Here is a 12,770-nt window from a genome sequence, read left to right as displayed (position 1 = left end):
GTAAGAAGGTCGGGGGTTTGTCTTTGCGTGGGGGAAATCCGAAGCATGCCATGCATGGCTTTTCGGCTCAGGGCTGTTGGAGAGCGGCTCCGGCGATCCCCAAGTGCCGCCGCTCGGCACAGAAGATCTATCTGGCGAGTTTGGGTAGCTGTATCGAAAGCGCCAGCGAAGAATGGAAAACGATAGCAATCCCACCGGTCGCCAGCTGACAGTGCTACCTACAGATCCGCCGGACTGATGTTCAGGCGTTCCAGCCGGTAGAGCAGGTCCAATGGAGCAGGGCTCATGGTGTGATCAATACCAATTCGCTGGTCTGAGCCGAGGCGTTATGACGGTGGGTACTTTAGACGGCGTGTTGAGCATCGTACGAGTACTCAACGAGGCTGAGTTAACCAAGGTAGCGAACGAGAGCACCGAAGGTTAGAACGATCTGAGCGGCCAGCAAGTTCGATTTCGCAAACCTGAACGTCAGCTCAGCGACTACCTTCGACTATGGTCGGCAATGCCTCTATCAACCCTTCCAGTTTTAGCGGTGCACGGATATGTCCGCGTAGCGTGCCGTCCGGTGCCACCAAGGCCAGGTTGCCACTGTGGGCTACGCTGTAGTCGCCTTCGGTTTGCCTGGCTGGAACGAAGGGTAGTCCCAGAGCTTTGGACAGACGTTGTAGCTGCTCCATCTCACCGGTCAGGCCCATGAAGCCGCTGCGGTAATAGCTCAGATAGGTTTTCAATCGCTCCGGTGTGTCGCGCGCGGGGTCGGCGGTAATCAGGATCAGCTGTAGACGCTCGCGAACATCAGGCGACAGCTGGCTGAGCAGGCGCCGCATGTCGCTTAGAGTGGTGGGGCAGATATCCGGGCAGGCTGTAAAACCGAAGAAAAGAATATGCCAGCGGCCACGAAGTGCTTGGGTGTCGAATGGCTGGCCGTTCTGATCGATCAGTTCAAGGTTGGGCAGGGAGCGTTCGCGAGGCAGCAGTAACAGGTTGGCCTCGTCCAGTAGCGCCTCCTTATCCAGGGCGAAGGACGGAGCGGCGAAGGTCAGGGTGCCGATGAGTACGTACTGGAGGAGGGGCTTGAGCATCGTGCGTGCCTTTGACGATGAGCTGACCTGGATTGTAACCCGCTCTCATTGCACCTGCAGGCTCTGGGCCACGTGTTGCCTAGGAGGCCTGAAACGATCGAGCGCAACGGCGAGGGTGTTTCGCCGTTGCGCGATATCACTCTTGTCAGCGGTCGTTCAGACCAAACGCCGTCAGAGTGAAGGTAGGGATGCCCATATCCTGCAGTTTGCATGAGCCACCGAGCTCCGGCAGATCGATGACCGCAGCCGCTTCGTACACCTGGGCGCCCATACGACGTACGAGTTGTGCTGCAGCGATGAAAGTGCCGCCAGTAGCGATGAGATCATCGATCAGCAGCACCGAATCCCCTTCGCAGAGACTATCGGCATGGACCTCCAGAAAGGCCTCGCCATATTCGGTGCGATAGGATTCGGTGAGCACGTCGGCCGGTAACTTGCCCTGCTTGCGAAACAGGATCAACGGCCTGTTCAGTTCGTAGGCGAGGATGGAACCGATGATGAACCCCCGCGCATCCAGCGCCCCGATGTGACTGAAATCGCTTTCCACGTAGCGCTGAACCAGGCTGTCAGCCACCATGCGTAGCGCCTTGGGTGACTGCAGGAGCGGGGTGATGTCACGGAAGATCACACCGGGACTGGGGAAGTCGACCACCGGGCGAATCAAGGTCTTGATGCTGAATTCGTCAAAGATCATGTAAGGCTCCGGTCCGCTCAGGCGTCCATGTTACCGCCGGCAAGGGCACACAGCCCGATGGGGTCGAGAATGCGTATTTCCTTGCCTTCGGCCTCCAGCAGTCCGCTTGTCTGAAAGCGCGTGAATACACGTGATACGGTTTCGACGGCGAGGCCCAGGAAGCTTCCTATCTCGTTGCGTGACATGGGCAGGCGGAATTGATTGGCGGAGAACCCCCGAGCGCTGAAGCGCGCGGAGAGGTTGATCAAGAAGGTGGCGATGCGCTCGTCAGCGGTTTTCTTCGAGAGCAGCAGCATCATCTGCTGATCGTCGCGAATTTCGCGGCTCATGATCCGCATCAGCTGTCGCCGCAGCTGCGGCAATATCACGCTGAGTTCGTCGAGGCGATCGAAGGGAATTTCGCAAACCGATGTGGTTTCCAGGGCCTGGGCAGAAACCGGATAGCGTTCGGTGTCCATCCCCGACAGCCCCACCAGTTCGCTGGGCAGGTGAAATCCGGTGATCTGCTCTTCGCCACTGTCGGTGACGCTGAAGGTACGCAGCGCGCCGGAACGGATCGCGAATACGGAGCTGAAAGGATCACCCTGGCGAAACAGCATTTCGCCTTTCTTCAGCGGCCGGCCACGCTTGACGATATCGTCCAGCGCGTCCATGTCCTGCATGTTTAGCGAAAGCGGCAGGCAAAGGCCGGAAAGGCTGCAATCCTTGCAATGAGCTTGCCGTTGCGTGCGGACCTTGATCGACTCGGACATACGGATTCCTGAATACCTCTTCGAAGCACGCAAGGGTAACCCAGCCAGCCGGGCACAGCCAATGGCTCAAGAGTCGCAGGGTCTTTCCGGTGAGGTTCTCATGCGTAGACGATACGAGAGCCGTTGCATGGTGCTTGTCTGGGCAGGTATTGGTCGAATTGCATGCAGATCGCATGGGCCAGTAGTCGTCCGGCGGGTCTGATCGAGAGCGAGGTATCGGTCAGTTCGATGAGATCGTCGGCCTGCATGCGTTCCAGGTTCGGCCAGATCTCTTGGAAGTAGTGCCTGAAATCGATGCCGAAGCTGCGCTCGATGACCTCGAAGCTCAGCTCGAAATCGCAGATCAGCCGCTGGATGACCATAGCCCTGATGCGGTCGTCGTCATTGCAACGCAGCCCACGCGTGGTTGCCAGCTGATCATGGTCGATGGATTGCTGATAGAGCGTGACGTCACTGGCATTCTGGCAATACACATTGCCGACCTGACTGATGGCCGAGACGCCCAAGCCGATCAGGTCACAGTGGCCGTGGGTGGTGTAACCCTGAAAGTTGCGCTGCAGCGTACCGTCTTCCTGTGCCATTGCCAGTTCGTCGTCGGGCAGGGCGAAATGGTCCATGCCGATGTAGCGGTAGCCTGCATCGGTCAGCTGTTCGATGCTGCGTTGCAACATGGCCAGCTTATCGGTCGTCGAGGGAAGTTCTGTGGGGTTGATACGCCGTTGCAACATGTAGCGCTCGGGCTGGTGTCTGTAATTGAAGATCGATAGTCGATCCGGCTGCAGGTCGATCATCGCCTTGACTGCGCCTTCGAAGCGTTCAGGAGTCTGCAGGGGCAGGCCGTAGATGAGGTCGATATTGAGCGAGCGGTATTGCAGTGTTCGCGCGGCTTCTATGATGGTCTGGGTCTGCTCGAGGGTCTGCAGTCGGTTCACGGCGCGCTGTACGTCGAGGTCGAGCGCCTGGACGCCGATGCTCGCACGATTGAAACCCAGTTCGCGGAGTAGCCCCATGGTCGACCAGTCCGCCTCGCGAGGGTCGATCTCGATACTGAAATCGCCGTGGTCATCGTCCTGCAAGTGGAAATTAGTTCGCAGATGAGCCATCAGCCGGCGCAGTTCGTCGTGGCTAAGGAAGGTGGGTGTGCCGCCACCGAGATGCAGTTGCTGAACGACCTGGTCGGCGCCGAGATGGCAGGCAATCATCTCGATTTCCTTTTCCAGCCGCTCCAGATAGGGCAGCGTCCGGCCCCGATCCTTGGTGATGACCTTGTTGCGAGCGCAGTAGTAGCAGGCGTTGGCGCAGAACGGCAGGTGGATATAGAGCGACAAGGGGCGCGAGGCTTGGCGGCTTTCACGCAGCGCATGCAACAGATCGAACGAACTGACGTCGCCGTTGAACTGGCTTGCAGTCGGATACGAGGTGTAGCGGGGGCCAGGCTGATCGTAAAGGCGGATCAGGTCGGTATCCCATCGAATGGCGTCGAGCATCTGCATTCTCGGGTTGGCTGCGGTGGCTGGATTCTAGGTGTGGGGCACGGCTGCTGACTTGACCTGCATCAAACATGTTCGGCACATGGTCTCGGGGTGTGACCGGCGGTATAAATAGCGGTCCACCGAGCTCGACCGTAGTAGCCGCGAGCAGGAAAAAAACAGGCGCAGCCCGGGAGCAGGATTTATCGAGCATCCCGTGGTCGGATCAGTCAGTATCGAGTCCCCATTTCATCTCCAGCAGTCCATTCCAGAGGAGAAACCCATGCATAGCCGTCAGCAGGAAATCGCCGCTGCACTCAACGTTCGGCCACCGTTCGATGGGCCCGCCGCGATACGGGCCGAAATCGACAGCCGAGTGAGCTTCATCCAGAACTGCTTGCGCGAGTCCGGATTGAAGACCCTGGTGCTGGGTATCAGTGGCGGGGTCGACTCGACCACGGCCGGGTTGCTCGCACAACGCGCGGTGGAAGGGATGCGGGCGGCCGGGGAGGGTGATGATTACCGCTTCATTGCGGTGCGCCTTCCTTATCAGGTGCAGCACGATGAAGCTGAAGCCCAGCTCGCAGTCGATACCATCCAGCCGGACGAGTGCCATACGGTGAATATCGGAGCGGCGGTACAGGGGCTTTCTCGGGCTACCGAGGCACTGGAGCCGCTGTCGGCCGAAGCGCGAGATTTCGTGCTCGGCAATACCAAGGCCAGGATGCGCATGGTGGCCCAGTACACCATCGCCAATGCGCGGCAAGGCCTGGTCATCGGGACCGATCATGCCGCCGAGGCGGTCATGGGGTTCTTCACCAAGTTCGGCGACGGCGCCTGTGATCTGACGCCACTGGCAGGACTGGTCAAGGGGCAGGTTCGGGAAATCGCGGCAGCCCTCGGCGCGCCGGCGCAACTGGTGAAAAAGGTGCCGACCGCCGATCTGGAAGAACTGAAACCCGGCAAACCCGATGAGGATGCCTATGGTGTCACCTATCTGGAGATCGATGCTTTTCTGCAAGGCTTCGAGGTTTCGGAGGAGGCCGCGCGGATCATCGTCGAGACCTATGACAAGTCTCGGCATAAGCGGGAGATGCCCAAGGAGCCGCAAAGACGATAACGGCGCTAGAGACAGGTGCCAGGAACGAGCTTGCTCGTGTTTTCAGTGTCCCATCAGCCAATGCTGATGCGGTCCTGGCAGGGTCCAGAGGCCGAACAGGATGACCATGACGCCACCGGCCATGCGAACACCCCGCTTGCGTAGCAGGGCGGTCAGGCGTTCCGCGGCCAGGCCGGTGGCCAGCAACACCGGCCAGGTACCGATACCGAAAGCCAGCATTAGCAAGGCGCTGTCCAGCGCGTCGCCCTGGCTGGCTGACCAGAGCAGCGTGCTGTAGACCAGGCCGCAGGGTAACCAGCCCCAGAGTGCGCCCAGCAGCAATGCCTTGGGCACACTGGCAACCGGCATCAGGCGACTGGCGATCGGCTGAATGTGCCGCCACAAGCCTCGGCCCAGCGCCTCGATACGGGTCAATCCGCTCCACCAGCCGGCGAGGTACAAACCCATGCAGATCAGCAGAAGCGCGGCGGCAACCCGCAGCGCCATGGCCCCGGGGCTGTTCGCGACGGCCCAGCCCGCCAGGCCGATCAGCAGGCCGGCGGCGGCGTAGCTGAGGACCCGGCCGAGGTTGTAGGCGATCAGCAGCCTCAGTCGCCGGCTACGCTGCTCGGCCGGGATGGCCATGGTCAGCGCGGCCATCAGCCCGCCGCACATGCCCAGGCAATGGCCGCCGCCGAGCAGGCCGAGCACCAGGGCCGAAAGCAGCAGGGGCAGCAGATCAATCACGACCGGGCTTCTCTTCCTGATCCGGCTCTTCGACCTGATCGACGGCCGCCTGATGCCTGGGATCTTCGTCGTCGAACAGAATGCTATGGGCCGGCCCATCGAGATCGTCGTACTGGCCGTTGTCCACGGCCCAGAAGAATACCCAGATGGCCAATGCGACCAGCGCCACGGCGACGGGAATCAATATGTACAGAGCGGCCATGGGGCCTCCAGATGACATCGGTATCGGCAAGTCGCCGGTTCTGTAGGTCGGCAGTCGATTTCAAGCCGCCCTGCGCGGCGACTGAGTGGCGGCGGAAGGCAGTCGAGTCAACCGCAGCGCATTCAACACCACCAGCAGCGAACTCGCCGACATGCCGATTGCCGCCCACAAGGGGGTTACCCAGCCAATGGCTGCGAACGGCAGGATCAGCCCGTTGTACAGCGTCGCCCAGGCCAGGTTCTCGACGATGATACGCCGGCTGCGGCGGGCGACGTCAAAAGCCTGGACCAGACTGTCCAGCCGATTGGAAAGCAGCACCGCGTCGGCACTTGTCTTGGCCAGGTCGGTGGCCGATCCCATGGCCACACTGATATCGGCAGCGGCGAGCACCGGCACGTCGTTGACGCCATCGCCCAGCATCAACACCCGGCGGCCGTCGGCCTGCAGGCGTTGCAGGTGGGCCAGTTTGTCGGCCGGTGTCAGGCTGCCCAAAGCCTCATCGAAGCCGAGCTGCTCGGCGATTCTGCCCACCATGGGCGAACTGTCCCCTGACAGCAGAAATGTGTTCCAGCCACGCTGCCGGCATGCATCGAGCAGCGCTGGCGCATCGGCGCGCAGCCGATCGTCCAGTACCAGCCAGGCCAGTGGCCCACGTTCGTCACCCAGCAGCAGCCATTGCCCTTGATCGTCAGGAATCTTTGGCGCGCTACCCAGGTAACCTTCGGCGACGAAACGAGGGTGGCCAATGCGCAGGGAACGACCGGCGACCGCGCCTTGCAGGCCGAGCCCAGGCACGCTGTCGACGAAATCGGCCGCCTGCGGGGCACGGCCAAAGGCGCGTGCTATGGGGTGTTCCGAGCGATTTTCCAGCGCAGCCGCCAATGCGAGGCAGGTATCGGCATCGAGCTCGGCCAGTGGATGCACGGCATTCAATGTCAGACGGCCCTCCGTGAGGGTGCCGGTCTTGTCGAAGATCACCGTGTCGATATGGTTGAGACCTTCCAGCACATGACCGCGCGTGAGCAACAGGCCGAGTTTGTGCAGGCTGCCCGTGGCGGTAGTCAGTGCCGTCGGAGTGGCGAGCGAGAGGGCGCAGGGGCAGGTAGCGACCAGTAACGCAAGGACGATCCAGAATGCCCGCTGAGGATCGATCTGCCACCAGACCAGGCCGACGATGGCCGCTGTCGCCAGCACGATCAGCAGGAACCACTGTGCGACTCGGTCGGCCAGCTCGGCGAGCCGAGGTTTTTCCGATTGCGCACGTTCCAGCAGGCGGACGATGGCCGACAACCGCGTATCGTCGCCGAGCGCTTGGACCTGAATCGTGAGGGGGCCTTCGACATTCAGTGTGCCCGCGGTGACCAGATCGCCAACGGAACGTGCCTGGGGCAGGTATTCGCCGGTGAGCACCGATTCGTCGATGCTCGATTGGCCGGTGCTGATGCGTCCATCGGCGGGGATCAACGCGCCGGGTTGTACCAGTACCTGGTCACCGATGCGCAGTTCGCTGAGCAGGATGCGCACGCTCTGGCCGTCCTCGCCCAGCTTCAGACAGGATGCCGGCAACAGGTTGATCAGTTGCGCCGTCGCCGCTGCGGTGCGTTCGCGGGCGCGGCGCTCGAGAAAGCGGCCGGCAAGCAGGAACAGCGCGAACATGCCCACCGCGTCGAAATAGAGTTCGCCCTGGCCGGTGATGGTCGACCAGATGCCGGCAAGGTATGCGCCACCGATGGCCAGTGACACCGAGACATCCATGGTCAGGTGACGGGTGCGCAGATCACGCAAGGCGCCCCGGAAGAAGTCGGTGCAACAGTAGAAAACGATCGGAGTGGTGAGCACCAGTGCGGTCCAGCGCAGGGTGACGAAGAAGCTCTCCGAAAGATCCAGGTTGAACTCCGGCCAGGTAGCCATGGTGGCCATCATTACCTGCATCCACAACAGGCCGGTGACGCCGAGCTGGCGCATGGCGCGGCGGTTTTCCTGGGCCAGGCGTTCGGCGGCTTCGTCCGGTTGGTAGGGATGCGCCGCATAGCCGATACGCCGAAGCTCGGCGAGCAGCTCGCTGAGCGGCAGACGAGCGTCGCTCCAGCGCACCTGCAGGCGGTGATTGGACAGGTTCAACGACGCTTCGGCCACCCCATCCAGATTGCGCACATGGCGTTCGATCAACCAGCCGCAAGCGGCACAACTGATGCCTTCAATCATCAGGCTGGTGCTGGCGAGCGATCCTTCGTGCGTCACGAAGGGCTGCTGCACCTCTTCGCGGTCGTACAGCTCGAGTTCTTCGGTCAACGCCTGTGGCAGCGCCTCGGGGTTGGTCGCGGGATCGCTGCGATGCAGGTAGTAGCTTTCCAGCCCGCCCATGACGATGGCTTCGGCCACAGCCTGGCAACCCGGACAGCACAATGCCCGGGTCTCGTTGAGAACGCGGGCATTGAACTGGCTGCCGGCCGGTACCGGCAGTCCACAGTGATAGCAGGGGACGGGATTCGCCATCGATCAGTGGTTCAGTTCGAGCGTCTGGCCACCTGCGACTTCCATTTCCTCGAACAGACGCCAATCCTGGTCGCCTTCCCGGCCGAGCAGCTCGACGAAGCGCCGGCCCTGCACCGGCTCCTGCATCTGTCCCTGATAGATACCGTCACCCTGGGGTTGCAGGATGATTCGGCGATCGCGTTCGGGTTGTGTGGGGGAGAGCAGATTGAGGATGAGTTGCTGCGGGCGGCTGTTGCCGTGCAGCTGCAGTTCGGCCAGGCCGCGCTCGTCGTCGAGCACCAGCTGGGCCTGGAGCTGCAGGCTCTCGGCGAGCTTTTCACGTTCCAGCGACTGGTTGATGCCCTTGCCGGCATCGTAATAGTTGTCCGAGACAAGGGTGTCGGCCGTGCGGATCGAAACGATCAGCAGCGTAGTACCGAGAAATACCGATAGCGCCAGGATGCCGATGACGAACCAGGCCCAGAACTGCTTGTACCAGCGCGTTTTCTCTTGGTCGGAGGCGTGCATGTATTACCTTTCTCAGCGAATGCTTGGGCCGATGAAGCGGCTGTCGGCATCATCATGAATAGTTTCGTCGTCCGCCGAACGAACGCGGAAAACGATGTCGTTGGTGCTCGAAGGCAGCTTCTCCGGAGCAATCGACAGCTCGACCGGAACGGTGATCAGCTCCCCGGCGTTGGCCTGGATCTCGCTGCGACCGCTATAGACCAGGCCGTCCAGGCCAGAAGCCTCGATGATCAAGGTCTGCGGCGTTTGCGCCTTGTTCATCAGCTTGAGGGTATAGACGTTCTCGATCATGCCTTGCTCGTTCTCACGGTAGAGCACGCGGTCCTTCAAGACGTCCAGTTTCACCAGCGGGCGCTCGATGACGGCGTAGGTGAAGACGCTCATCATGATCAGCAACACCGCGGCGTAGCCAATCAGGCGAGGACGTGCCAGTTGGGTCTTCTGTCCCGAGAGATTATGTTCGGTGGTGTAGCTGATCAGCCCGCGAGGGTAGTTCATCTTGTCCATGATGGTGTCGCATGCGTCGATGCAGGCGGCACAGCCGATGCACTCGATCTGCAGGCCGTCACGGATGTCGATGCCGGTCGGGCAGACCTGAACGCACATGGTGCAATCGATGCAGTCGCCGAGACCCATGGCCTTGTAGTCGGCGTCCTTTTTGCGCGGGCCGCGCTTTTCGCCGCGGCGCGGATCGTAGGAGACGATCAGGGTGTCCTTGTCGAACATCACGCTCTGGAAGCGGGCGTAGGGGCACATGTAGATGCACACCTGCTCGCGTAGGAAGCCGGCGTTGCCATAGGTGGCGAGGGTGAAGAAGCCGACCCAGAACAGCGCCCAGCCGCCGACCTCGAGGGTGAGCAGGTCAGGCACCAGGTCGCGGATCGGGGTGAAGTAGCCGACGAAGGTAATGCCGATGCCCAGGGAAACCCCCAGCCAGATGGCGTGCTTGGCCAGCTTGCGTCCGAATTTGCCAGCGCTCATGGGCGCTTTGTCGAGCTTCATGCGCTGGTTGCGATCACCTTCGGTGACCTTTTCCGCCCACATGAATACCCAGGTGAAAACGCTTTGTGGGCAGGTGTAGCCGCACCAGACGCGTCCAGCGAAGACGGTGATGAAGAACAGGCCGAAGGCGCAGATGATCAGCACCGCGGAAAGCAGAATGAAGTCCTGAGGCCAGAAGGTCGCGCCGAAAACGTAGAACTTTCGTTCCGGAAGATCCCACCAGACGGCTTGACGACCGTTCCAGTTGAGCCAGGCGGTACCGAAGTAAAGTACGAAGAGAAAGGCTCCGCCTAGCAGTCGCAGATTGCGAAACAGACCGGAGAAGGAGCGCGTATAGATTTTTTCGCGGGCAGCGTAAAGGTCGGATGAGGCGTTGACCTTGGAAGGAGGGGTTACATCACGAACGGGAATCTGCTCAGTCATCGAGTGCGTACCACGGCGGAAGGTGGGTGTCCCGGCCGATGCGTGCCGACCGGGATCGATTTATGACCTGATGCAAATGGTACGCCTCGAAAGTCGCAATCAGGTGCGGCAGGTCGTCGCGCCTGGGTTATTCCTCCGACTGTTGCGAGAGGCTGTACACATAAGCTGCCAGCAGGTGCACCTTGTCATGGCCCAGGATGGCTTCCTGTGCCGGCATGCGGCCGTTACGGCCATAACGCAGGGTTTGCTGGATCTGGCCGAAGCTCGAGCCGTAAAGCCACACGTTGTCCGTCAGGTTCGGCGCACCCATGGCCTGAATGCCCTTGGCGTCAGGCCCGTGGCAGACTACGCAATTGGCGGCGAAGATCTTTTGACCCTGCTCAATGTCGCTGTCGATGCCTTCGGGAACGTCACGACCGGAAAGGCTGCGAACATAGCCGGCGACGTTGCGAATGCCTTCTTCGCCGATGACATCTTTCCAGGCCGGCATCACGGCCTGACGGCCGCCAAGGATGGTGGTCTTGATGGTTTCCGGTTCGCCACCGTACAGCCAATCATGGTCGGTCAGGTTGGGGAAGCCATAGGCGCCCTTGGCATCGGAGCCATGGCAGACCGAGCAGTTGGAGGCGAACAGGCGTCCACCCATCTTCAGGGCCTGCGGATCCTGGGCGACTTCCTCGACCGGCATGGCGGCGAACTTGGCGTACAGCGGGCCGTACTGCTCATTGGCCCGGTCCATTTCGCGCTGCCATTCCTTGACCTGGGTCCAACCACCTTCGTAACCCGGCAGCAGGCCTTTCCAGTTGCCGAGGCCGGGGTAGAGCGCCAGATAGCCAAGCGCGAATACCACGGTGGCGACGAACAGCATGAACCACCATCTCGGCAGCGGGTTGTCGTATTCCTCGATACCGTCATAGGAATGGCCGACGGTTTCTTCAGTGCTGTCGCGGCGTTGCCCCTTGCGTGTCGCCAGCAGCAGCCAGACCAGGGCTGCGATGGTTCCCAGGCTCAGCAGGGTGACGTACCAACTCCAAAAAGAGGTCATTTATTTCTTACTCCTGGACGCTTCTTCATCATGCTTCTTGGCCTCGGGCTCATCCGCGAAGGGCAGATTTGCCGCTTCGTCGAAGCTTTTCTTACGTTTGCCGCTGTAAGCCCAGAGCACGATGGCAATGAAGGCGACAACTACCAGAATGGTGCCCAGCCCGCGGAGAGTCCCGATATCCATAGAGTGCGTTACCGTTTGTTGGTGAGTGCGGTGCCAAGTACTTGCAGGTAGGCAACTATGGCGTCCATCTCGGTTTTACCTTTGACGGCGTCCTTGGCTCCGGCGATGTCTTCGTCGGTGTAGGGAACGCCCAGGGTGCGCAGCGCTGTCATCTTTTTGGCGGTGTCCTTGCCATCGAGGCTGTTCTCGACCAGCCAGGGGTAGGACGGCATCTTCGACTCCGGCACGACGTTGCGCGGGTTGTAGAGGTGCGCGCGGTGCCAGTCATCGGAGTAGCGGCCGCCGACGCGGGCCAGGTCCGGACCGGTACGCTTGGAGCCCCACAGGAAGGGATGGTCGTAGACGCTTTCACCGGCGACCGAATAGTGGCCGTAGCGCTCGGTCTCGGCGCGGAACGGACGAACCATCTGCGAGTGGCAGCCCACGCAGCCTTCACGGATGTACAGGTCACGGCCTTCCAGCTGCAGCGCGGTGTAGGGCTTCATGCCTTCCACTGGCTCGTTGACGACGTCCTGGAAGAACAGCGGGACGATCTGGGTCAGACCGCCGATGCTGACTGCAAGGACCATGAACAGCGTCAGCAGACCGATGTTCTTTTCTAGTTTCTCATGCTGTTTCATCTGTTTCTTTCCTCAAGCAATCTGCGCGGCAGCATCGTATTCGGCCTGCTTGGCGACACGCACGGTGCGCCAGGTGTTGTAGGCCATCAGCAGCATGCCGGTGAGGAAGAAGGCGCCGCCGAGAGCCCGAACGATGAAGCCTGGGTGACTGGCCTCGAGTGCTTCGACGAAGGAGTAGGTCAGGGTGCCGTCTTCGTTGATCGCACGCCACATCAGGCCCTGGGCGATGCCGTTGACCCACATCGAGGCGATGTAGAGCACGGTGCCGATGGTCGCCAGCCAGAAGTGCGCGTTGATCAGGCCGATGCTGTGCATCTGCTCGCGACCGAACACTTTCGGAATCAGGTGATACATGGAGCCGATGGTGATCATCGCTACCCAGCCGAGGGCGCCGGCATGTACGTGGCCGATGGTCCAATCGGTGTAGTGGGACAGGGCGTTGACGGTCT

Annotated in this window: 15 protein-coding genes; 2 read left to right on the top strand and 13 right to left on the bottom strand. The window is 61.1% G+C overall.

All coding sequences use genetic code 11. The features are described from left to right. The coding region (locus EA795_RS21320) for a hypothetical protein (protein ID WP_205891507.1) at positions 1 to 209 on the top strand (209 nt) is incomplete at its 5' end. A gap of 264 nt (positions 210 to 473) precedes the next feature. On the opposite strand, the gene EA795_RS20045 is transcribed toward EA795_RS21320, so the two are convergent. The 4 genes from EA795_RS20045 to hemN all read right to left on the bottom strand — a co-directional run bounded on the left by EA795_RS20045 (position 474) and on the right by hemN (position 4,015). Further along, positions 474 to 1,082 (bottom strand): SCO family protein, encoded by a 609-nt coding sequence (locus tag EA795_RS20045; protein WP_122079122.1) that lies wholly within the window; start codon positions 1,080 to 1,082, stop codon positions 474 to 476. A gap of 145 nt (positions 1,083 to 1,227) precedes the next feature. After that, positions 1,228 to 1,776, bottom strand: coding sequence for an adenine phosphoribosyltransferase (locus EA795_RS20040; RefSeq protein WP_014853273.1), 549 nt, complete (start codon positions 1,774 to 1,776; stop codon positions 1,228 to 1,230). A 17-nt stretch (positions 1,777 to 1,793) separates the two neighbouring features. Continuing rightward, positions 1,794 to 2,528 carry a fumarate/nitrate reduction transcriptional regulator Fnr gene (fnr, locus tag EA795_RS20035; RefSeq protein ID WP_014853272.1) on the bottom strand — a complete coding sequence of 245 codons (735 nt, stop codon included), beginning with the start codon at positions 2,526 to 2,528 and terminating at the stop codon, positions 1,794 to 1,796. Between the two features lie 98 nt (positions 2,529 to 2,626). After that, positions 2,627 to 4,015, bottom strand: coding sequence for an oxygen-independent coproporphyrinogen III oxidase (gene hemN, locus EA795_RS20030; protein ID WP_058076651.1), 1,389 nt, complete (start codon positions 4,013 to 4,015; stop codon positions 2,627 to 2,629). A gap of 265 nt (positions 4,016 to 4,280) precedes the next feature. On the opposite strand from hemN, the gene nadE reads away from it, so the two are divergent. Then, positions 4,281 to 5,117: an NAD(+) synthase gene (gene nadE / locus EA795_RS20025; protein ID WP_122079120.1), complete on the top strand. Its 837-nt coding sequence runs from the start codon at positions 4,281 to 4,283 to the stop codon at positions 5,115 to 5,117. A 42-nt stretch (positions 5,118 to 5,159) separates the two neighbouring features. On the opposite strand, the gene EA795_RS20020 is transcribed toward nadE, so the two are convergent. From EA795_RS20020 to EA795_RS19980, 9 genes are all read right to left on the bottom strand, one after another. After that, positions 5,160 to 5,843 (bottom strand): sulfite exporter TauE/SafE family protein, encoded by a 684-nt coding sequence (locus tag EA795_RS20020; RefSeq protein WP_014853269.1) that lies wholly within the window; start codon positions 5,841 to 5,843, stop codon positions 5,160 to 5,162. Then, complete coding sequence (ccoS, locus tag EA795_RS20015; protein WP_122079118.1) at positions 5,836 to 6,045, bottom strand: cbb3-type cytochrome oxidase assembly protein CcoS; 210 nt, start codon at positions 6,043 to 6,045, stop codon at positions 5,836 to 5,838. Before ccoS ends, EA795_RS20020 begins: the two co-directional genes overlap by 8 nt. A gap of 60 nt (positions 6,046 to 6,105) precedes the next feature. Beyond that, positions 6,106 to 8,541: a heavy metal translocating P-type ATPase gene (locus tag EA795_RS20010; protein ID WP_122079116.1), complete on the bottom strand. Its 2,436-nt coding sequence runs from the start codon at positions 8,539 to 8,541 to the stop codon at positions 6,106 to 6,108. Between the two features lie 3 nt (positions 8,542 to 8,544). Beyond that, complete coding sequence (locus EA795_RS20005; RefSeq protein WP_014853266.1) at positions 8,545 to 9,048, bottom strand: FixH family protein; 504 nt, start codon at positions 9,046 to 9,048, stop codon at positions 8,545 to 8,547. A gap of 12 nt (positions 9,049 to 9,060) precedes the next feature. Next, the gene (gene ccoG, locus EA795_RS20000) at positions 9,061 to 10,473 is read right to left on the bottom strand and encodes a cytochrome c oxidase accessory protein CcoG (protein WP_058075010.1); all 1,413 of its coding nucleotides are present in this window, start codon (positions 10,471 to 10,473) and stop codon (positions 9,061 to 9,063) included. Between the two features lie 127 nt (positions 10,474 to 10,600). Beyond that, on the bottom strand, positions 10,601 to 11,518 hold the full coding sequence (gene ccoP / locus EA795_RS19995) for a cytochrome-c oxidase, cbb3-type subunit III (RefSeq protein ID WP_058076656.1): 918 nt from the start codon (positions 11,516 to 11,518) through the stop codon (positions 10,601 to 10,603). Further along, positions 11,519 to 11,701 (bottom strand): CcoQ/FixQ family Cbb3-type cytochrome c oxidase assembly chaperone, encoded by a 183-nt coding sequence (locus EA795_RS19990; RefSeq protein ID WP_014853263.1) that lies wholly within the window; start codon positions 11,699 to 11,701, stop codon positions 11,519 to 11,521. A gap of 8 nt (positions 11,702 to 11,709) precedes the next feature. Then, on the bottom strand, positions 11,710 to 12,321 hold the full coding sequence (ccoO, locus tag EA795_RS19985) for a cytochrome-c oxidase, cbb3-type subunit II (protein WP_058075008.1): 612 nt from the start codon (positions 12,319 to 12,321) through the stop codon (positions 11,710 to 11,712). A gap of 12 nt (positions 12,322 to 12,333) precedes the next feature. Beyond that, positions 12,334 to 12,770, bottom strand: a 437-nt coding sequence (locus tag EA795_RS19980) for a cbb3-type cytochrome c oxidase subunit I (RefSeq protein WP_205891506.1), incomplete at its 5' end; no start/stop codon positions are given.

Origin of the sequence: Stutzerimonas nitrititolerans, from assembly GCF_003696285.1 — a bacterium.
Lineage (GTDB): Bacteria > Pseudomonadota > Gammaproteobacteria > Pseudomonadales > Pseudomonadaceae > Stutzerimonas > Stutzerimonas nitrititolerans.
This window is presented reverse-complemented; position numbering and strand designations above follow the sequence as displayed.

Excerpts from the sequence above, each read along its gene's own strand:
- fnr (WP_014853272.1), bottom strand. The coding sequence starts at position 2,528 with ATGTCCGAGTCGATCAAGGTCCGCACGCAACGGCAAGCTCATTGCAAG.
- ccoP (WP_058076656.1), bottom strand. The coding sequence starts at position 11,518 with ATGACCTCTTTTTGGAGTTGGTACGTCACCCTGCTGAGCCTGGGAACC.
- hemN (WP_058076651.1), bottom strand. The coding sequence starts at position 4,015 with ATGCTCGACGCCATTCGATGGGATACCGACCTGATCCGCCTTTACGAT.
- EA795_RS19990 (WP_014853263.1), bottom strand. The coding sequence starts at position 11,701 with ATGGATATCGGGACTCTCCGCGGGCTGGGCACCATTCTGGTAGTTGTC.
- EA795_RS20010 (WP_122079116.1), bottom strand. The coding sequence starts at position 8,541 with ATGGCGAATCCCGTCCCCTGCTATCACTGTGGACTGCCGGTACCGGCC.
- ccoO (WP_058075008.1), bottom strand. The coding sequence starts at position 12,321 with ATGAAACAGCATGAGAAACTAGAAAAGAACATCGGTCTGCTGACGCTG.
- EA795_RS20005 (WP_014853266.1), bottom strand. The coding sequence starts at position 9,048 with ATGCACGCCTCCGACCAAGAGAAAACGCGCTGGTACAAGCAGTTCTGG.
- EA795_RS20045 (WP_122079122.1), bottom strand. The coding sequence starts at position 1,082 with ATGCTCAAGCCCCTCCTCCAGTACGTACTCATCGGCACCCTGACCTTC.
- ccoG (WP_058075010.1), bottom strand. The coding sequence starts at position 10,473 with ATGACTGAGCAGATTCCCGTTCGTGATGTAACCCCTCCTTCCAAGGTC.
- nadE (WP_122079120.1), top strand. The coding sequence starts at position 4,281 with ATGCATAGCCGTCAGCAGGAAATCGCCGCTGCACTCAACGTTCGGCCA.
- EA795_RS20040 (WP_014853273.1), bottom strand. The coding sequence starts at position 1,776 with ATGATCTTTGACGAATTCAGCATCAAGACCTTGATTCGCCCGGTGGTC.
- ccoS (WP_122079118.1), bottom strand. The coding sequence starts at position 6,045 with ATGGCCGCTCTGTACATATTGATTCCCGTCGCCGTGGCGCTGGTCGCA.